This is a genomic window from Venatorbacter sp. C2-1 (assembly GCF_022832715.1).
Classification (GTDB): domain Bacteria; phylum Pseudomonadota; class Gammaproteobacteria; order Pseudomonadales; family Oceanobacteraceae; genus Venatoribacter; species Venatoribacter alkanivorans.
This window is the reverse complement of the sequence record NZ_CP094879.1, coordinates 1855421-1874251: the sequence shown is the minus strand read 5'-3', so window position 1 is coordinate 1874251 and position 18831 is coordinate 1855421. Positions and strand designations below refer to the sequence as shown.

The 18831-nt window shown below is 54.9% G+C and carries 18 protein-coding genes; 10 read left to right on the top strand and 8 right to left on the bottom strand.

Annotation, left to right across the window (positions count from 1 at the left end):
• The first annotated feature begins 37 nt into the window (after positions 1 to 37).
• From MT343_RS08315 to MT343_RS08300, 4 genes are read left to right on the top strand one after another with little or no spacing between them, the layout of a single operon-like run.
• Positions 38 to 808 carry a TetR/AcrR family transcriptional regulator gene (locus MT343_RS08315; protein ID WP_145468966.1) on the top strand — a complete coding sequence of 257 codons (771 nt, stop codon included), beginning with the start codon at positions 38 to 40 and terminating at the stop codon, positions 806 to 808.
• Complete coding sequence (locus tag MT343_RS08310) at positions 805 to 1776, top strand: HlyD family secretion protein (protein ID WP_145468967.1); 972 nt, start codon at positions 805 to 807, stop codon at positions 1774 to 1776. Before MT343_RS08315 ends, MT343_RS08310 begins: the two co-directional genes overlap by 4 nt.
• A complete protein-coding gene (locus MT343_RS08305) occupies positions 1773 to 2741 on the top strand; it encodes an ABC transporter ATP-binding protein (RefSeq protein ID WP_145468968.1) in 969 nt (322 codons plus the stop codon). Before MT343_RS08310 ends, MT343_RS08305 begins: the two co-directional genes overlap by 4 nt.
• Positions 2734 to 3909: an ABC transporter permease gene (locus MT343_RS08300; protein WP_145468969.1), complete on the top strand. Its 1176-nt coding sequence runs from the start codon at positions 2734 to 2736 to the stop codon at positions 3907 to 3909. Before MT343_RS08305 ends, MT343_RS08300 begins: the two co-directional genes overlap by 8 nt.
• A 12-nt stretch (positions 3910 to 3921) precedes the next feature.
• Here MT343_RS08300 and MT343_RS08295 read toward each other — a convergent pair whose 3' ends face one another.
• The 4 genes from MT343_RS08295 to MT343_RS08280 all read right to left on the bottom strand — a co-directional run bounded on the left by MT343_RS08295 (position 3922) and on the right by MT343_RS08280 (position 6537).
• Positions 3922 to 4617 (bottom strand): MgtC/SapB family protein, encoded by a 696-nt coding sequence (locus MT343_RS08295; protein ID WP_225691923.1) that lies wholly within the window; start codon positions 4615 to 4617, stop codon positions 3922 to 3924.
• Positions 4618 to 4836: 219 nt separating this feature from the next.
• Entirely contained in the window at positions 4837 to 5205 is a 369-nt protein-coding gene (locus MT343_RS08290; RefSeq protein ID WP_145468970.1) for a hypothetical protein, read from the bottom strand.
• 83 nt (positions 5206 to 5288) lie between these two features.
• The gene (locus MT343_RS08285) at positions 5289 to 5882 is read right to left on the bottom strand and encodes a DNA-3-methyladenine glycosylase I (protein ID WP_145468971.1); all 594 of its coding nucleotides are present in this window, start codon (positions 5880 to 5882) and stop codon (positions 5289 to 5291) included.
• Positions 5875 to 6537, bottom strand: coding sequence for a DUF938 domain-containing protein (locus tag MT343_RS08280; protein WP_222428549.1), 663 nt, complete (start codon positions 6535 to 6537; stop codon positions 5875 to 5877). Before MT343_RS08280 ends, MT343_RS08285 begins: the two co-directional genes overlap by 8 nt.
• 225 nt (positions 6538 to 6762) lie before the next feature.
• On the opposite strand from MT343_RS08280, the gene MT343_RS08275 reads away from it, so the two are divergent.
• Together MT343_RS08275 and MT343_RS08270 are read left to right on the top strand one after the other, a co-directional pair.
• Complete coding sequence (locus MT343_RS08275; RefSeq protein WP_145468972.1) at positions 6763 to 8496, top strand: proline--tRNA ligase; 1734 nt, start codon at positions 6763 to 6765, stop codon at positions 8494 to 8496.
• A gap of 96 nt (positions 8497 to 8592) precedes the next feature.
• Positions 8593 to 9141 (top strand): lytic transglycosylase domain-containing protein, encoded by a 549-nt coding sequence (locus MT343_RS08270; protein WP_225692020.1) that lies wholly within the window; start codon positions 8593 to 8595, stop codon positions 9139 to 9141.
• 168 nt (positions 9142 to 9309) lie between these two features.
• Here the strand turns inward: MT343_RS08270 and MT343_RS08265 are convergent, their stop codons facing one another.
• From MT343_RS08265 to MT343_RS08255, 3 genes are read right to left on the bottom strand one after another with little or no spacing between them, the layout of a single operon-like run.
• Positions 9310 to 10245, bottom strand: a complete 936-nt coding sequence (locus MT343_RS08265; protein WP_145468974.1) for a redoxin domain-containing protein — start codon at positions 10243 to 10245, stop codon at positions 9310 to 9312.
• Positions 10242 to 10772: a TlpA family protein disulfide reductase gene (locus MT343_RS08260; RefSeq protein WP_145468975.1), complete on the bottom strand. Its 531-nt coding sequence runs from the start codon at positions 10770 to 10772 to the stop codon at positions 10242 to 10244. The genes MT343_RS08265 and MT343_RS08260 overlap by 4 nt, the downstream gene beginning before the upstream one ends.
• Positions 10773 to 10804: 32 nt before the next feature.
• The gene (locus tag MT343_RS08255) at positions 10805 to 11500 is read right to left on the bottom strand and encodes a cytochrome c biogenesis protein CcdA (protein ID WP_145468976.1); all 696 of its coding nucleotides are present in this window, start codon (positions 11498 to 11500) and stop codon (positions 10805 to 10807) included.
• A 215-nt stretch (positions 11501 to 11715) separates the two neighbouring features.
• Here MT343_RS08255 and MT343_RS08250 point away from each other — a divergent pair, with 215 nt between their 5' ends.
• Positions 11716 to 14064: a winged helix-turn-helix domain-containing protein gene (locus MT343_RS08250; protein WP_145468977.1), complete on the top strand. Its 2349-nt coding sequence runs from the start codon at positions 11716 to 11718 to the stop codon at positions 14062 to 14064.
• Positions 14065 to 14066: 2 nt separating this feature from the next.
• On the opposite strand, the gene chrA is transcribed toward MT343_RS08250, so the two are convergent.
• Entirely contained in the window at positions 14067 to 15260 is a 1194-nt protein-coding gene (gene chrA, locus MT343_RS08245) for a chromate efflux transporter (protein WP_243989487.1), read from the bottom strand.
• 460 nt (positions 15261 to 15720) lie between these two features.
• Between chrA and MT343_RS08240 the strand changes: the two genes are divergently transcribed.
• The 3 genes from MT343_RS08240 (at position 15721) to MT343_RS08230 (ending at position 18686) form a co-directional block, all read left to right on the top strand.
• Positions 15721 to 16794 (top strand): TRAP transporter substrate-binding protein, encoded by a 1074-nt coding sequence (locus MT343_RS08240; protein ID WP_145468978.1) that lies wholly within the window; start codon positions 15721 to 15723, stop codon positions 16792 to 16794.
• A 72-nt stretch (positions 16795 to 16866) separates the two neighbouring features.
• Positions 16867 to 17397 carry a TRAP transporter small permease subunit gene (locus MT343_RS08235; RefSeq protein ID WP_145468979.1) on the top strand — a complete coding sequence of 177 codons (531 nt, stop codon included), beginning with the start codon at positions 16867 to 16869 and terminating at the stop codon, positions 17395 to 17397.
• Positions 17394 to 18686 carry a TRAP transporter large permease gene (locus MT343_RS08230; protein WP_145468980.1) on the top strand — a complete coding sequence of 431 codons (1293 nt, stop codon included), beginning with the start codon at positions 17394 to 17396 and terminating at the stop codon, positions 18684 to 18686. Before MT343_RS08235 ends, MT343_RS08230 begins: the two co-directional genes overlap by 4 nt.
• Positions 18687 to 18831: the final 145 nt, after the last annotated feature.

Here is an 18831-nt window from a genome sequence, read left to right as displayed (position 1 = left end):
CTAGGATATTCATCAAGTGATGAAACAGGCGATCAGCATGGAACAGCCCCCTTCAGAGAACACCCACAGCAAAGGTCCGGATGCAGCACCCAAGGCTGCAACAGTCGATGCTAAAAAAACACGCCGTGGCCGCCCGCTGGGCGATTCCGATGCCCGTGAGGCTTTACTGGAAACCGCCCGTGAACTCTTTGCCAACCGTCCCTACCGCACCGTGACCCTGCGCGAAGTCGCCCGTTATGCCGGAGTCGATGCCGCACTGGTGCGTTACTACTTTGGCGGCAAGGCCGGCCTGTTTGAGGCGATGATGCGCGAAACTCTGGCACCGGTGCTGGATGCTCTGCGTAAGGCCGGAGCTGACACGACGACAGCAGGCCAGCCCCCTGCAGCGCAACAGCAGGCCGAGCACCTGATGCAGACCTATTACCGGATTATGGGACGCCATCCGCATCTGCCGCGGCTGGTGTTCCGCATTCTGAATGAAGGCGATGATCTGGAACCTTTTGCCATTTTAAGCCGCGTCTTCGCCGATGTTGTTCAGGCGTCCGACAGCTGGCTGAAACAGGCTCTGCTGCTGCCCGGTCAGTTTGATCAGAGTGTTAATCCACAGTTTGCGCGGCTGTCGTTTATCAGCCTGATGGTATTCCCGCTGGTCGCGCCCCCTTTAATTTTGCGCCGCTTAGGCGTCAGCATTAACCCCGACACTCTGGCAGCACTGGCCGGTCATAACAGCCGCCTGTTCAGCCAGGGCGTATTCACACCGCCAGAATCCGCTGCCGATCAGAACACCAGCGGGGAGAACCTGAAATGAAAACGCTATGGCTTACCCCCTTTTACCTGTTGCTGTGCGCCTGCGGCAGCGACGGTTCATCCGTTGCTCTGGGCACTCTGGAACGCGACCGTATCAGCCTGAGCGCCCCGGTCAGCGAAGTCATCCGCACCCTGAACGTGACTGAAGGCCAGAGCGTTCAGCCCGGCGATATCCTGCTGACCCTCGACAACACACTGGCAGAAAGCCGTCTGCAGCAGCGTCAGGCCGAACTCGACAGTGCCCGCGCCACGCTGGATGAATTACTGGCCGGTGCCCGCCGCGAAGAACGCGCCGCCGCAGCAGCAGCAGCTGAAGCAGCGCGCGCCAATCTGACCGAAGCCAGCCAGCGCCTGAGCCGTAACCGCACACTGTTTAAGCAACAGATGATTGGTCAGGCCGAACTCGACAACGCCATCGCCCAGCACGATGCCGCTGCTGCCCGCCTCGATCAGGCGGAAGAACAACTGCGTCAGTTAACCAACGGTACCCGGCCGGAAAAAATCCGTCAGGCCCAGGCTGCACTCAGAGCCGCCGAAGCCCGTCTGGCCGGTGAACAGAAGAATCTGGATGACTTAACCTTGCGCGCACCGCGAGCAGCACGTATTGATCTGATAGCCGCCGAAGCCGGCTCACGGGTGAACGCCGGTACGCCCCTGCTGACCTTACTGGCCAATGCCGAACCCTATGTGCGGGTGTATGTACCGCAAAGCAAGATCGCCGCGCTGAGTGTCGGCACAGAGGTCGAGGTGCGGGTCGAAGGCCTGCCGCAAACTCTGCATGGCCGGGTGCGGAATGTCCGTGCGCAGCCCGCCTATACCCCGTATTTCGCCCTGAATGAACGCGACCGCGCACGACTGATGCATCTGACGGAAATCGTACTGAACGATATGCCCGCCGGGCTCGCCAGCGGTTTGGCGGTTGAGGTTTTACTGCCAGGCGACGCTTCAGCACAGGGAAGCAAACCATGAGCGATCTGGCGATTAACGTACATAAAATGACCCGCTGCTTTGGTAACAATATCGCGGTCGATCATCTCGACCTGCAGATTCCGCGCGGGACTATTTACGGTTTTTTAGGCCCCAACGGCTGCGGTAAATCCACCTCGATCCGCATGCTAACCGGCTTGCTGACCCCCACTTCCGGTGAGCTGGAAGTACTGGGCCAGCGCCTGCCGGAAGAAGCCGAAGCCCTGCGCCTGCGCATTGGCTATATGACGCAGAAATTCTCGCTGTACGACAACCTCAGCATCCGCGAGAACCTCAGTTTTGTTGCGCAGATTTACGGCTTTAACAGCCGTCAGAGCCGTGAGCGGGTCAACGAATTACTCGCCCTGTATGCACTGGATAAGCGCCAGACGCAGCTGGCCGGCTCACTCAGTGGCGGTCAGAAACAACGGCTGGCACTGGCAGCTGCCACCCTGCATCACCCGGATCTGCTGTTTCTGGATGAACCAACCTCGGCGGTCGATCCGGAAAACCGCCGTGAATTCTGGGAGCGGCTGTTCGACCTGTGTAACGCCGGCACCACCATTCTGGTCTCCACCCACTATATGGATGAGGCCGAACGCTGCCATGCACTGGCCATTCTGGAAAACGGTGTTAAACGCGCCGACGGATCACCGGCTGAATTAATGGCCACCATGGGCGCGCATGTGCTGGAAGTGGAAGGCAACGATCTGCGTACCCTGAAAAGCCAGCTGGTGCAATGCCCGCAGGTGCTGTCAGCCGCGCAGCTGGGCACCCGCCTGCGGGTACTGGTACGCGATCAGACCGAACAACCACAACAGTGGCTGCAGGCTCAGGTCAATGGCCGCCGTATCGAAGCGGTACGCCCCAGTCTGGAAGATGTGTTTGTTGCCTGCACCGGTCAGCACTCGGCGCCCCCCGCATCCGTCATCAGTCCGGCTGCTGAGCAGGGAGAACGCCATGTCTGAGCTGCGTATACAACACAATCCGCTGCTGGCCACCTGGCGCCGTGTAGCCGCCATAGTGGTTAAAGAAATCCGCCAGCTGGCACGCGACCGCATGACCTTTGGCATGATTGTGATGATTCCACTGGTACAGCTGCTGCTGTTTGGCTACGCCATCAACACCGATGTGCGCCATATACCGGCCGGACTGGTCGACCTGAGTCAGTCGTCTTACAGCCGCGAACTCATTGCCATTACCGAGGCCAGTCAGACCGTCGACTTTGTACGGGTCTACGCCTCAGCCCAGGAAGCAGAACAAGCCATTGTCCGCGGTGATGTTAAAGCCGTGCTTTACCTGCCCGCCAATCTCGGTCAGCGCCTGAGTGTGCATCCGGCCTTTAACCGCGACAGCGGCCGCAGTAACAGCCAAACCCTTCAGCCTGTTGGCCAGTGGCTGGTTGATGGCGGTGATACCGTGATTGCCGCCAGCATCCGCAGTCTGCGTCAGCTGCCGCTGGATACTCTGGCCGGGCGGGCATTAAAAGATAACGTCCCCACCTTTGAAGTGGTGCAGTTTTTTAATCCACAGCAGCGCAGCGTAGTCAATATTGTGCCTGGTCTGCTGGCCATTATTCTGACCATGACCATGATTATGTTTACCTCCGCCGCTATCGTGCGCGAACGCGAACAGGGCAATATGGAATTTCTGATTGCCACACCGGTAAAACCGATGGAATTAATGATCGGTAAAATCGTGCCTTATGTACTGGTTGGTTTAATTCAGGTCGGCATTATCTTAGGCATCGGACACCTGCTTTTTTCGGTGCCGGTACGGGGTGGTTTACTGACCTTACTGGTGGCTGCACTGCTGTTTATTTTCGCCAGTCTGACTCTGGGACTGGTTATTTCAACCATTGCCAAAACCCAGCTGCAGGCGATGCAGATGACGGTATTTATTTTAATGCCATCGATTTTATTATCGGGCTTTATGTTCCCCTACGAGGCCATGCCGCAGCCGGCACAGGTAATTTCTGAAGCGCTGCCGGCCACGCATTTTATGCGCATGGTACGGGGAATTGTCTTACGCGATGCCCTGCTCTGGGATTTACAGCGCGATGCCCAGTGGCTCGCAGCCTTCACTCTGGGAGGTTTGGTATTCGCGGCATTACGCTTTAAAAAGCGGCTCGACTGATGGCGGTGACTTTCAGTCACCGGTTGGTGTAATACGGAACTGCTGGATCGAATCCAGTGTTTCCAGTGTGGTGAATAAGCGGCCAACACTGCTGCGGTCTGAGGTACGCAACACCATACCGTGGCGCCGCATCTGTTCTTCACCATCCAGCCGGTAGCTGAAATTGGCAATGCTGAAGCCATGTTCTTTCAGCAGCGCACGCAATGTTGCTTCCGTCATATCCGATGTACGCGCGACCTTAACATCAAAATGATAATAGGCCTGACTGGGCATAAAGGCTTCCAGCCAGCGGAATAATGACAGCGTACCCAGCGTAAGAACGATGGAGATAAGCATCGGTACATAAAAACCGATACCGGCAAGAATGCCGATGGTCGCGGTAATCCAGATAGACGCCGCCGTGGTTAAACCACGTACCGAAATGCCGTCTTTCATAATCACACCGGCACCTAAAAAACCAATGCCGGTCATAATGCCCTGCGCCATACGGGTCGGATCAAGACGGATTAAATCAACCGATGTGCGCAGCCAGTGTGCTTCATAAACGGTGACCAGCATCAGCATACAGGACGCCAGACTGACCAGACCATGAGTACGGAAGCCCGCCGGCCGGCCACTGTAAGAACGTTCGTAACCAATCAGAACTCCCGCCGCCAGCGCCGTCAGTAGGCGCACCAGCATTTCGGTTTCATCACTGCTGAGTATCAAAGGTCTGCTCCTTTACCCATCTGAAAATACAACCTGTTATAAAAACTGGTTCATATCAGCCGGTTCGTCAAACCGCTGAGCACTGATAAGCGCGGTTGCTGACAGAAAAATAAAACAGATAAAACGGGGATTATGGTGGCGCCTGAGCGCCATTTTTAAGCGCTATTTATGAGCACCACTTACGGGCACGACTTATGAGCACTGCGAATAAACGGCAGATTAAGGACAGACTTTCTGAATAACCGCTTCAGCGAGGGGCGCAATAATATATTCCTGCGCCTCACCGGCGCTGATATCCATACTTTCAAACACCAGCCCCGGCCCGCTGACGTCCACCGTTGCGGCGTGACAGTCGACCGTCACAGGAACCGACAATTCGCCGGATTTACCGCTGCGCTGCAGTGTCAGCCGTTCCGGCCGGGCGATATCGCCGTGCAGATACCATTCATCAAAATACGGGCCGCCGACTTCGTCCAGATACACAAATACAGCATCGTCAGTGCTGCCATCCTGCGCACCGGTCTGTGCGGTAAAAGACAATAACAGGGCGAAAGACAACGACAGGGCCATTAATCTGCTGACAGTCATAAATTCAGGATTCCTTTTTATGTTATACCGGTGCAGTTCAGCTATCGGCGGAGGCCAGGCTGCACCGGGGGTATAAAGCCGTCTCAGGCCTGGTTATCCGGGTGACAGGGACAATCGGTCATATGGTCGTTCACCAGCCCCATACTCTGCATAAAGGCATAACAGATGGTCGGGCCAACAAAGGTAAAACCGGCTTTTTTCAGCGCTTTACTCATGGCTTTGGCGGCAGCCGTCTCGGCCGGAACCTCTTTCATACTGGCAAAACGGTTAATCACAGGCTCGCCGCCGACAAAACTCCAGAGCAATTCAACAAAATCGATACCCTGTTTTTCCAGCGCCAGCAAGGCCAGAGCATTTTTGCGGATGCCATACAGTTTTAAGCGGTTACGGATCAGTCCGGCATCGGTCAGTAATGTCTCAATCTGCTCATCCGTCATGCGGGCGATTTTTTGCGGATTAAAGCCGTAAAAACATTGGCGGTAATGGTCGCGCTTACGCAATACGGTAATCCAGCTTAAACCCGCCTGCTGACCTTCAAGGCAGAGTTTTTCAAACAATTTCTGCCGGTCGTAATTAGGGATGCCCCATTCCTTGTTGTGATATTCAAGATAATCATCCCCTTTCGCCCAGGCGCAGGGAGTGAGTGCTTTTACAGCAGAAGACGATGTATCAGACATATTTTTGCAGCACCAGCAGACGGTTATTAGCGGGCATGGCGATATCTTTCAGCAGACGCAGTTTTTCTTTACGCGCCGCCAGCACGATTTGTTCAAAGTCTTTAATGCCCGAGTCCGGATCACGCTCACGCAGCCACTGATCCAGAAGGCGGTTACCGTCACTGGTAAACTGACCGCCGTAATTAAACGGGCCGTAAAAAAATGCCAGACCGGTATGCTTCAGCACCCGGCCGATACCCGCCATCATGGCACGTACTTTAGGCCAGCCGATAAAATGCACCACGTTGGCGCTGAATACCGCATCCACCTGTTTAACCGGCCACAGGTCCTGCGCCACATCCAGCACCAGAGGCGGCAGAAAATTACTGTTCTGCGCGCGTTCGCGCCAGGCATTGATACCGGCAATACGGTCAGCAAGCTCAGACGGTTGCCATTTAATACCCGGCAAACGGCGGCTGATAAAGGCAGCATGCTGACCGGTACCGCTGCCAATTTCCAACACAACAGAGTGCGGTGGCAGCTCCCGTTCCAGCATATCGGCAATGGGTTGTTGATTACGCAGGCAGGCTTCAGATACCGGTGCTTCAGCAGAAGCTGTAACCTGCTTTGCCTGCATATTGTGCGCCGCACTGTGCAAATCGTCGGCCTCCGCCATGACATCACCTTTTACACGGACGAATGGACCGCGAGTATGTCATAGCTGAGTGACTGCACAAGAGCCCTGCGGTGAATTTTATATGTCAGCCCGGCAACGAACAGACAGCTACCGGGGGAGCACATTACAAAAGCCGGCCAAATGGTAAATTGCCGCCGGAGCGCGCAAGCGATAAAATCGCGGCAATCTCCTCCTATTCACTCATGTGGAATCCAGACAAAGCTTATGCGCGCCACCGAATTTCTGATTGCAACCGAAAAAGAAACCCCGGCCGATGCCGTTGTCGTCAGCCATCAGCTGATGATGCGCTCCGGCATGATCCGCAAACTGGCCGCCGGCCTGTACACCTGGATGCCGCTTGGTCTGCGCACCCTGCGCAAGGTCGAAGCCATTGTGCGTGAAGAAATGAACCGCGCCGGCGCTCAGGAAGTGCTGATGCCCGCGGTACAGCCTGCCGAGCTGTGGGAAGAAACCGGGCGCTGGTTCCAGTACGGCGGCGAACTGCTGCGCGTAAAAGACCGCCACAACCGTGACTTCTGTATCGGCCCGACCCACGAAGAAGTGATCACCGATCTGGCCCGTAACCAGCTGTCGAGCTACAAGCAGCTGCCGGTTAACCTGTACCAGATTCAGACCAAATTCCGCGACGAAACCCGTCCGCGTTTTGGTGTGATGCGCGCGCGTGAATTCATCATGAAGGATGCTTATTCCTTCCATGCCGACGAAGCCAGTCTGCAGATTACCTACGACAAAATGCACGAAGCCTACTCGCGCATCTTTACCCGTCTGGGTCTGGATTTCCGTCCGGTTCTGGCCGATACCGGCTCAATCGGCGGTGCGTCTTCACACGAATTCCACGTACTGGCTTCTTCCGGTGAAGACGATATTGCCTTCTCCAATGAGAGCGATTACGCCGCTAACGTCGAACTGGCCGAAGCCGTAGCACCGGCGGGCGAACGTCCGGCGGCCACGGCTGCGCTGACCAGCGTTACCACGCCGGCGATGACCAGCATCGAAGACGTTGCCAGCTTCCTCAAAGCCAGCCCGGCTCAGGTGCTGAAAGCCATCGTTGTACGTGGTGAACACACCGAAGAAAACGCGCTGGGCGAACCGGCTCCGGTGGTGCTGTTTCTGCGTGGCGACCACGAGCTGAACGAAATCAAGGCCGAGAAAATTGCCGGTGTCGCGGCACCACTGCAGTTTGCTTCTGAAGCTGAAATCGCAGCCATTGGCGGCGTCAGTGGTTTTGTCGGCCCGCAGGGCATCCAGGCCAAGTGCTATGTTGACCGTTCTGCGGCGCACATGGCCGACTTTATCTGTGGCGCCAATGCCGCTGACACCCACCTGACCGGCTTTAACTGGGAACGTGACTGCGAGCTGCCGGAAGTCCGTGATCTGCGTAACGTGGTTGCCGGCGACCCAAGCCCATGCGGCAAAGGTACGCTGGAAATCAAACGCGGTATCGAAGTGGGCCATATTTTCCAGCTCGGCACCAAGTACTCCGAAGCCATGAAAGCCAAAGTGCTGGATGAGAACGGTAAAGACCGTACGCTGGTGATGGGTTGTTACGGCATCGGTGTCAGCCGTGTTGTTGCTTCAGCGATCGAACAGAACCACGACGACAAAGGCATTATCTGGCCGGATGCGATTGCACCGTTCAACATCGGTATTGTGCCTATGGCTTACCAGAAATCCGAAGCCGTCACCAAGACCACCGATGAGCTGTACGCTCAGCTGACGACTGCGGGCTTCGACGTGTATCTGGACGACCGCGACAAGAAAACCAGCCCTGGGGTTAAATTCGCCGATATGGAACTGATGGGCCTGCCACATCGTATCGTGATCAGCGACCGTGGTCTGGAAGCCGGTAATGTGGAATACAAAGCGCGCCGCCATGGCGAAGCTCAGGATATCCCACTGGCCGACATCCTTGATTTTCTTAAGCAGCAGATTGGTTAAATGCTGACCTCTGTGCAGACTCCGAACCGGGACTTCACAGCTGAAACCAGTGGACGCCTTGTGCGTTCGCTGGTTTTTTTCGCTCTGCTGGCTCTGATGTTGATCAGCCTGCCCTCCTATAGTGCTACGCAGAGCTCTGCACAAAGTATTGATCCGGAACTGCGCAACGCATTAAAAGATGCGGTTAACAGCAGCGAATCCTTTGAAGATAAATACGATGCTCAGGTCTGGCTGGTCGATATGTCGGCACGCCTTAAACGCTATATCAAAAACGATAAACAACGGCTGGAATTACTCAGCCTGATTCATAAAGAAGCCAGCCGGGCCGGTTTATCACCGGAACTGGTGTTATCGGTGATTCAGGTCGAAAGCGCCTTTGACCGTTTTGCCCTGTCTTACGTCGGCGCCCAGGGGTATATGCAGGTGATGCCATTCTGGAAAAAAGAAATCGGCCGCACCGACGACAACCTGATGCACCCTGCCACCAACCTGCGTTACGGCTGTACCATCCTCAAACATTATCTCGATAAAGAAAAAGGCGACTGGATTCGTGCGTTAGCACGCTACAACGGCAGCCTTGGCCGCACAAAATACCCGGAAAAAGTTATGCTGACCTGGGAACGGCACTGGTTTGTGAATTATTAGTTATTGATATTTTTCACCCGGATTTTTCTGATTGCCGCTCAAGCCTGAACTGCAACCGAAAAGAGCGTTAACCCTGAAAAATCCACAGCAATAACCTTAAAAATACAAACATCGGTGTCAAATAAAATTCTGACGTATAAAAAAGCCCGCGATTGCGGGCTTTTTATTTTAATGAATCTGATCCCCTCTGCTTTTCAGAACACCATCAATGCCGATATCAATCTGATAAGGTGTTGCATGTACGTCAAAGGCATCAAAGACTTTATGCTCGTGGTCAAACATTAACGGCAGCGTCAGGTTAAAACGCTGACGGAAAGGTTCTACCGCCTCAGCATTAACATAGTAAGAATTAACAACACCTAACCACTGGCGCTCCGGTGTGCTTGCTACCAGCTGATTCAGCTGCGCGATTTTATCTTCGCAGCCGGGAAAATGTGGCATCGGACACAGAGTATCGAGAAATACCAGGCTTAGCGGTTTTTCTGCTGTCAGAATTTTAAGACTCTGCTCTCTGCCCCCGGTATTGAGCAACATGATATCGCCCATATCAGCACCGGCCTGCGGCTTTTTCTGCTGTACCGGCTGTTGTTTTTTTCTCTGCGGAGGGCCGGCGCTAACAACCGCATTGTCAGCCTCGTTATCAGAAGCCTTGTCAGCCGCAACAGCTTCCATTTTTTCTGTTACCGTCAGACCCAGATAACGTCGCAGTTCATCCGTACTGCCGGAAAACACGCGCTGCTCGCCCTGATAAAGCACATGATAAGGCGATTCCCATACGCCCTCGCTGCGCATCAGGCGGAATTCCTTATCCAGCACCAGCGGCTGTAACTGCGGATAGTAGCCCGTAAACTCCTGCAACTGTGCGGTGGTGACATTTAACTGCGGCTGAATCCAGATTTGCTGGCTTTGCTGACGGAAACTGGCAGGCAGTCGTTCCAGCAATTGTTCATCGCCCCGGCCATCATAAACAGCCCAGATATCGGTAAACACCAGATGGCGGATTTTTTCGTTTTCAATGACCACCGGTTCACCCCGAAAATCGGTGAATTCAGCCTGCACCGCCACCGGTGCCAGTAATAATAAAGACATCAGTCCTGCTTTCATTGTTTGTCCTCCTGCTGGCTCCAATCAGCCACTATATTTTCCAGCTGATCGGTCAGTAAAAACGTGCGGTAAGCCACGCGCCCATCCCGGTCGATTAGAATATGCGTTGGCGTACCCACCACCCCATAAGCGGCGGTCAGCGCTCCGTTCTGATCAAAGGTGGTCGGCATGCTGTAGCCTCCGGCTTTAAACAGCTGCTGAATATTGGCTACCGAATCGTTGATACCGACATTCACACTCAGTACCTGCACAGGCTCTCCCGGCTGCTCATAAACGGACTGCAGGTACGGCATTTCTGCTTTGCAGTAGCTGCACCAGGTTGCCCAGAATTTCAGATACACCGGCTTCTTGCCGATCAGCTCGCTCAATTGCAGCGTTTTGCCATCCAGTGTCTGCACACTGAAATCCGGCGCCGGATCGCCAACCGCCAGTGGTGGTTTCGCCTGCGTCAGAGAGGGAGCCAGAATCAGCGTCAGGCCCAGCAGCAAAGCCGCCGGTCTGAGCACAGGTTTACGTGGTTTACGCATTGCGTTCTCCTTATTGATTAAAAACAGAAACTTCAGAACGGTTGCAGCGCCTGCCAGCTGAACCACACAGCAGCCAGTAACATCAGGCCGGCCAGCAGACGCTGGCTGAGCAGCAACCAGCGCCCGGATTTCGGCAGTCGTGCCAGCATGCCGCTGAAGGTGCCAGCAGCCAGCAGCAACGCACTCATGCCGAGGGCAAACACAAACATCAGTAACAGCGCCCAGGGCACGCTGCCCTGTCCCGCCACATACATCAGCAGCATGCCGAATACCGGCGATGTACAGGGAGCCAGCACCAGGCCCGACAGCGCACCACTGAGCATGACGCGCACAAAGGGAGGCATTCGCCCGGCGGCAGGCACGTCTGGCAGCTGCAAGGCCGGCATTCTCAGCCAGCCCAGCATCCAGGCACTGAACAGCAGACACATAAACGCCACCAGCAACAGCGTGACAGGATGGCTGGCGACCGAGCCAAACAGCTGGCCACTGCTGGCCGCAAAAACGCCCAGAATGGCGTAAGTCAGCGACAGCCCCAGAACATAGAAAAGCGACAAGACAAAGGCCTGACGGCGGTCAGCACTGTGACTGCCGACCACCGCCACCGTAATCGGCAGCATGGGATACACGCAGGGGGTAAGACTGGTCAGCAAGCCGGTCGCAAATACAGCCAGCGGCACCCAGACTGACCATTGCCCATCAAACAAGGCGGTTTGAATAAAACTGTCCATAACGGACTCCGTCGTTGGTAATGACGACATTGATAGCAGGAAGCGCCGCTGAGGTTATGTAAACGGGCTAAAATCCTCTTAAAATCCTTATAAAATTTATATTTTCCTTTATATTTCAATAGCTTATAGAAATCACCAAAGAACAGCACGGTTGCCGGGGAAGCCGGCACTACCTAGAATGGGCGCCTTACCTCAGGCAGCAAACGGCCCAACGGATGACCAGGCAGTACCGATTTGACGCATTTACCTTTGACCCCGAGCGCGGCAGTCTTCACAGCGATCAGGGCGAACACACCGTGCTGCGCCACAAGGTTGCCAACCTGCTGCACTATCTGTTGCAACATGCCGACCGGGTAGTCAGTAAAGAGGAACTGCTGGCCGAACTGTGGACCCACGGCGACTACCGCGAGAACGCCCTCACCCAGAGCATTCGCGAACTGCGGCTGGCACTGGGCGACAACGCCCAATCACCGCGTTATATCCGCACCTTCAATCAGCGTGGTTATCAGTTTATTGGCCGCCTGACAGCCGCCGGGACAAGCAGCGACAGTGAACCATCGCCCGGCCAGTCAATGGCACGCCAGAAATGGCATCCGGCTCTGTTACGCACATTGGTGCTGGGCGGCGCACTGGCCCTGTTAGTGAGCGCACTGATGCTCTGGCGTCCGGCCAGCACTCAGATCTCCCCTTCCGGCAGTACGTCATCCCTGCTGGTTCTGCCTTTTATTAATGCCACCGGTGAAAGCCAGATGACCTGGCTTGAGCTGGGGCTGGCGGACATGATTGCCATTGACCTGAAACGCCAACAAAAACTGAGCGTTACCCCCCCGGCTCAGGCGCAGTCATTACTGCTCGGTTCAGGTCTGCCCTGGCCGACCCTGCCGGTGCATATCCGCACCCTGCTCAATGACCAGCAGCAGGACGCTGCGCTGTTTGCCAGCGTGCGTTTGCATAACCAGCAACAGGTGCTGGATTTTCAGCTGATTTATCGTGATGGCCGTATCCAGCAAGGGGCTATCAGCTACCCATCGCTGCCGGCCGAGTCGCTGGCCATCAGTCAGCAACTGCTGGCCTTACTGCGTCCGCAGCACGCTGAAAAACACCCGGCAGCCGCAACCGACCCGATTGCTGCCCAGGCACTGGCGCAGGGGATGCAGGCCCTGCGTCAGCAAGGTGCCGTTCGTGCACGGCCTTATTTCCAGGCATCCCTGACCATTGAGCCGGACAGCCACTGGGCCAGAGCCTGGCTGATACGCGCCCTGCTCAATCTTGGTGAATGGCAACAGGCCGAACAGCAACTGGCCGCCATTCCCGCCAGCGAACTGGACAATGACCTCAGCCTGAAAACCTTTGCTCTGCACAGTCGTGCACAGCTGGCCTTATGGCGCGGCGATAACAACAGCAGCCTGCTCGCCGATCAGGCACTGAATCTGGCGCAACAAACCTCCGATCCGGAGCTGATCACTCAGAGCCTGCAGCTCAAGGCACAACAAGCCTGGGATGCAATGGACTGGCAGGAGCATCAGCGCTTACTGCAACAGGCCAGCCTGCGGACAGAACAGTCCGCCGATATACAACTGCGCGCAGACCAGCTGTTTTATCTCGGTAACCCCAGCAACAGCGGTCTGGAAAAGTCGCCTCTGAACGATCTGGACAGCAATCGCCTGCGGCTGGAGAAAGCGCTTAATTTTTATCGCCAGCTGAATAATCAGCCACAGATCGCCGCCACCGAACTGGCGATTGCGCAGAATTACCGTTTCCCGCTGCATGAGCGCAGCACTGCACTGGCAGCAGCCATTGCTGCCTATCGCACGTTGAAGCAACCCTATGATCTGGCTCAGGCGCTGATTTATGGCGGCTTTTTTCAGCTGCAGTTACACCGGGGGGATCTGGCACAGGATTATTTCCGCGAAGCCGCCGGGATCGCCCGCCAGCTGGGAGCCACTCCGCTGATCAGCCTGAGCGAACTTTATCTGGGCTTTGCCAGTCTGGATCAGGGACTCGACCAGAGCAGCCTTGGCCGTCATGGCCAGAACAGCGAATACCTGCACAAGGCACTGCAGCAATTTCAGAGTTTTATCGATACAGCGCCGTCCAAACTCTATCTCGCCCATGCGCGCTTCTTCCGCGGCTGGGCACTGGCTGATCTGGCGCGCAGCGCGCCGGAAAAACAGCGCAGCCGCTATTTCGCTCAGGCGCTGGATGAGCTGCAGCAGGCTCAGACGCATTATCAGACCCTGCAAATGCCCACCAGCATCGGCTACAGCAACTATTCAATTCTGTGGATTTATCTGCAGCAGCAACAGTATGACAAAGCACTGCTGGCCGCCCGCTCTCCCGATACCCGGCTGCAGGCCAGATATCTGGCCCGGGTTCACTACGAGCAGCAGCGGCCTGAGCAGGCGCAACAGGTGCTGGAAGAGTTCCGTAAACGCTGGCCGCAGCTCTGGCAGGAAGACGATACGCAGCGCTTACGTCTGTATCAGCAAGGGGACTATCAGTTGCTGCCGCCGGAGCCCCTGCCGCATCTGGTGTACTGTGAATCGGACTGGCTGGAGGGCTGACGTCAGGGCGCCAGCAAACCAAAACCCAGTGCCAGCGGAATTAATCCGATCACATTGAGTGCTTTCCGCCGCAGGGCAATAAAACCTACCGCAGCAAAAACAATATCGGCGCCATTCAGCAGGCTTGAGCTGGCGACCGGTGTGACCAATGTCGCCAGTAACAGTCCGACAACCGCAGCATTAACGCCCATTAAGGCGTGCTTTAAACCGGGTTTAACCAGCCACTGCGACCATAACGGCTGCACCGCCGTTAACAGAATAAAACCCGGTAAAAATACCCCCAGCGTTGCCAGTAAAGCGCCGCTCACCCGAGCCTCTGGCAATAATTCAGCACCTAAAAACGTGGCGAAGGTAAACATCGGGCCCGGCACCAGCTGCGCAGCGCCATAACCGGTAAGCAGGGTTTCGGCAGTCAGCTGCCCGGCAAACTGCTGCTGTACCAGGGGCAACACCACATGGCCGCCACCAAACACCAGACTGCCGGTCTGATAAAAGGCGGCGAAAATGCCCATAGTATCTGCAGTACCGTTCAGGCCGGACAGATGACTGAGTAAATACAGACCGGCCCATAGCATCAGTCCGATAATCAGTGCCAGACGTTTGGCCGGATACGACTGAAACGGCTGCGCCTGTTGCTCTGCCTGCCCGGCAGAATCTGCCAGTCTGGTGCCCTGCCAGCGCGCGTATATCCAGCCGCCGAACGCTGCCAGAATCAGCAACAGCCAAACCGGCAGCGGCGTCAGCCAGAGCGCAACGGCAGTAAGCAACATCAACACCCGGCTAAAGGCGCTGCTGCAGAAGGTCTTCGCCATGCTCAGTGTGGCATCGGCCACAATCATCACGGCCAGCAATTTCAGGCCGTGAATCAACGCCGGAAACCAGTGATAAGTCAGCAGGGTATGAAGACCGCCGGCCAGCGCCAGCATCAGTAAGAAAGACGGCAAGGTAAAGGCAATAAACGCGCTGATACCACCTGCCACTCCGGCCCGTTGCACGCCAATTGCAAAGCCGACCTGACTGGAAGCCGGCCCGGGCAGAAACTGCGCCAGCGCCACCAGCTGCGCGTAATGCTCTGCACTCAGCCACTGCAGGCGCTGGACAAAGACACGCTGAAAATACCCCAGATGAGCCGCTGGCCCGCCAAAACTGATGCAACCCAGCCACAGGAACTGGCGGAATACATGCCATAAGCGCACAGCCAATGGCTCTGTTTTCTTTGCCGGCCTGTCAGGCCGTACTGGCATTGTCATCGCTATCCGCCGCGCATATTGATCGTGGCTGTGCAATGTACATAAAACCCGGAAAAACGTGAAATCAGAAGATGATGCAGACCTGAACAGGCTTCATCAGGGCCTTACACGACCAAAGTCTAGCGCTCGCTGGAATATTGGTCATACCAATATTTTCACCCTGTTTTTCAAGCCTGATATCAGCAGTGACAAGGGCTGCGGGCCTTTTTCCTTTTCGGCCTCCGGTCTGACACCTCACAGCATACTGGTAAAACTACTTACGTGTTGTTGCCAGAACTACTTACAAAACCGCAGTCCTGCGGATAGTCATCAACAGCCATGACTTGCACACTCGAAAAGTCAGGGTGTGCTGTGCCTCTTCTCGGGTACGCACAATCAATCTGAAACACTAAAAAGGATAATAACCATGATCCGCCTATCCCGCTTTAAACAGGTACTGGTAGCCGCTGCCTGCAGTCTGGCTATGTTCGGTACTGCTCAGGCAGACGAGAAAGTATACCGTCTGAAACTGGCCGAAAGCTGGCCGACGAACTTCCCGGTTTTTGGTGACGCACCGCGTAATATGGCTGCGATGGCTGAGAAAATGTCGAATGGCCGTCTGCAGATCACCATCGACTCCGCCAACAAGCACAAGTCAGCCTTTGGCGTGTTCGATATGGTACGTGCCGGTCAGTACGATATGGGCCACTCAGCGTCTTATTACTGGAAAGGCAAAGTACCGAATACGCTGTATTTCACCACCATGCCATTCGGTATGACCGCCCCTGAGCAATACGCCTGGTTCTACTACGGCGGCGGCATGGAGCTGATGGAAAAAGTGTACGGTGAGTTCAATATCCTGAGCTTCCCGGGCGGTAACACCGGTAACCAGATGGGTGGTTGGTTCCAGAAAGAAATCAACAGCCTGGAAGACCTGAAAGGCCTGAAAATGCGTATTCCGGGCTTTGCCGGTGAGGTTCTGGCCAAACTGGGCGCCAGCCCGACCAATATCCCGCCAGGTGAGCTGTACACTGCCCTTGAGCGCCGCACCATCGATGCACTGGAATGGGTTGGTCCGTCTCTGGATCTGCGCATGGGTTTCCACAAGATCGCCCCTTACTACTACACCGGCTGGCATGAGCCTGCAACCGAACTGCAGTTCATGATCAACAAGCGTTCATGGGACCGTCTGCCTGCGGATCTGCAGGAAGTCCTGCGCGTCGCGATGCGTACCGCAGCCTACGATATGTACATTCAGTCTTACCACGAATCCGCTGAAAACATGGCCGTGCTGGATAAAGACTATCCTAAAGTTCAGATCCGTACTTTCCCGGCTGACGTAATGAAAGCTCTGCATAAAGCCAACAACGAATTGCTGGCAGAAAGTGCGGCAAAAGATCCACTGGCCAAAGAAATTCTCGATTCGCAGGCAACTTATCTGAAGAAAGCCCGCCGCTGGACCGATATTTCTGACAAAGCTTACCTGAACAGCGCCGACTGATCAGGACCCAATAACAACGACAGACGCCCCGCCGGGCTTACCCAGTCCGGCGGGGGCAAACGGGAGTGCATTATGCTGATTAAGGCAGAACGGGCCATTAATCGCTTTTCCGATTTTCTCGGCACAGTCGCCGCTGTGCTTTTTATTCTGATGCTGATGAACGTGTTTATTGACGTTGTCATGCGTTACGCCCTGAATGAAGTTTCCATCGCGATGCAGGAAATGGAATGGCATCTGTTTGCTGCCATGTTCATGCTGGGTGTTCCTTACACGCTGCGGGCCGGTGGCCATGTGCGCGTGGATCTGGTGTATGAAAATTTATCCATCCGCCGCAAAGCCATTATTGATATTGCCGGCGGCCTGCTGTTACTGATCCCGTTTTGCCTGCTGGTCGGCTGGTACGGTATCGATTTTGCGCATGAAGCCTGGAGCCTGGGCGAAACCTCCGGCGATCCCGGCGGCCTGAGCAATCGCTGGATTATTAAAGCCGTTATTCCATTTGCATTTTTTGCGACGGCCATATCCGGTATTGCAATGATTCTGAACAGCGTAATTGCCCTGAAAGATGAGCATGAAACCAAAATCGACCGGGGGCTTTTATGATCGGTATTATTATGTTTTTCGTCGCCCTGCTGATGCTGATTTTCGGCTTCCCGGTGGCGTTTACTTTTGGCGGTGTCGCCCTTATTTTTGGCGTATTTGCTGAAGGTCCGGACATTTTCGCTTTTATGCCTTTCCGCGTACAAAGCATTATGGAAAACGTCACCCTGATGGCAGTACCACTGTTTATCTTTATGGGTATTGTGCTGCAACGTACCAGACTGGCAGAACAACTGCTGGAAGCCATGGGTAAACTCTTTGGTGGTGTGCGTGGTGGTCTGGCTATTTCCACGGTTCTTGTGGGAGCTTTATTAGCCGCCTCTACCGGCGTTGTTGGCGCCTCGGTTGTTGCGATGGGATTAATCTCCCTGCCGGTTATGCTGAAGTATAATTATGACAAGTCTCTGGCCTGCGGAACTATCTGTGCCTCCGGAACCCTGGGGCAGATTATTCCACCATCCATTATTCTGATTATTCTCGGTGATGTATTAGGTATTCCCGTTGGCGACTTATTCCAGGCAGCATTAGCGCCCGGTCTGGTGCTGATTGGCTGCTACGTGGTGTATATCCTGATCTACACCTGGATTAAACCAGAAGCTGCACCAGCCCTGCCGATGGACGATGATTTAACCCATCGTCATGAGCAATATATCCGCGCCTTAAAGGCGATTATTCCTCCGCTGGCGCTGATTCTTGTTGTTCTCGGTTCCATTTTTGCCGGTATTGCCACCCCGACAGAATCGTCGGCACTGGGTGGTGTTGGCGCCCTGCTTCTGGCGGCTATTTACGGCCAGTTTAACTGGAAAATGGTGTACGAGGCCTCACAGGAAACGGTAAAAATCTCTGCGATGGTTTTCGCCATTCTGCTTGGTGCAACGGCGTTCTCCATGGCGTTCAGTTACACCGGTGGCGATTATATTGTTGAGGAACTGCTGTCTGATATGCCAGGTGGTGCGATGGGCTTCCTGATTCTGTCGATGGTAGCCATTATGATTCTGGGCTTCTTTATCGACTTCGTGGAAATCAGTTTTATCATCGTACCGATTCTGGCACCGGTTGCTAACGCACTGGGCATTGCTCCGGTCTGGTTCGCCATTCTGATTGCCATGAACCTGCAGACGTCTTTCCTGACACCACCTTTTGGTTTCAGTCTGTTCTATTTAAAAGGGGTCGCACCCGCCGGTGTCCGCACCATGGATATTTATCGCGGCGTTGTACCTTTTATTTTAATGCAGGTCGGCGTGGTGATTACCATTCTGCTGTTCCCTGAATGGTATGGCCTGCTTGACTGACAGGAGTCCTGTTCTGTGGCCGGAAAGCATCAGGCATCCGGCTACAGAATATGTTATTTATCCATTACCGCTGCTCTCTTTGCTGACAATAATAATGACAATAAAGTACTTATGAATACCCGACAGCAAACGACAGAATCAGGCT

Coding starts and splice junctions, on each gene's coding strand:
- MT343_RS08300 (WP_145468969.1), top strand. CDS start 2,734: ATGTCTGAGCTGCGTATACAACACAATCCGCTGCTGGCCACCTGGCGC.
- MT343_RS08305 (WP_145468968.1), top strand. CDS start 1,773: ATGAGCGATCTGGCGATTAACGTACATAAAATGACCCGCTGCTTTGGT.
- MT343_RS08250 (WP_145468977.1), top strand. CDS start 11,716: ATGACCAGGCAGTACCGATTTGACGCATTTACCTTTGACCCCGAGCGC.
- MT343_RS08255 (WP_145468976.1), bottom strand. CDS start 11,500: ATGGACAGTTTTATTCAAACCGCCTTGTTTGATGGGCAATGGTCAGTC.
- MT343_RS08240 (WP_145468978.1), top strand. CDS start 15,721: ATGATCCGCCTATCCCGCTTTAAACAGGTACTGGTAGCCGCTGCCTGC.
- MT343_RS08285 (WP_145468971.1), bottom strand. CDS start 5,882: ATGTCTGATACATCGTCTTCTGCTGTAAAAGCACTCACTCCCTGCGCC.
- MT343_RS08275 (WP_145468972.1), top strand. CDS start 6,763: ATGCGCGCCACCGAATTTCTGATTGCAACCGAAAAAGAAACCCCGGCC.
- MT343_RS08315 (WP_145468966.1), top strand. CDS start 38: ATGGAACAGCCCCCTTCAGAGAACACCCACAGCAAAGGTCCGGATGCA.
- MT343_RS08270 (WP_225692020.1), top strand. CDS start 8,593: ATGTTGATCAGCCTGCCCTCCTATAGTGCTACGCAGAGCTCTGCACAA.
- MT343_RS08235 (WP_145468979.1), top strand. CDS start 16,867: ATGCTGATTAAGGCAGAACGGGCCATTAATCGCTTTTCCGATTTTCTC.
- MT343_RS08265 (WP_145468974.1), bottom strand. CDS start 10,245: ATGAAAGCAGGACTGATGTCTTTATTATTACTGGCACCGGTGGCGGTG.
- MT343_RS08230 (WP_145468980.1), top strand. CDS start 17,394: ATGATCGGTATTATTATGTTTTTCGTCGCCCTGCTGATGCTGATTTTC.
- MT343_RS08280 (WP_222428549.1), bottom strand. CDS start 6,537: ATGGCGGAGGCCGACGATTTGCACAGTGCGGCGCACAATATGCAGGCA.
- MT343_RS08310 (WP_145468967.1), top strand. CDS start 805: ATGAAAACGCTATGGCTTACCCCCTTTTACCTGTTGCTGTGCGCCTGC.
- MT343_RS08290 (WP_145468970.1), bottom strand. CDS start 5,205: ATGACTGTCAGCAGATTAATGGCCCTGTCGTTGTCTTTCGCCCTGTTA.
- MT343_RS08260 (WP_145468975.1), bottom strand. CDS start 10,772: ATGCGTAAACCACGTAAACCTGTGCTCAGACCGGCGGCTTTGCTGCTG.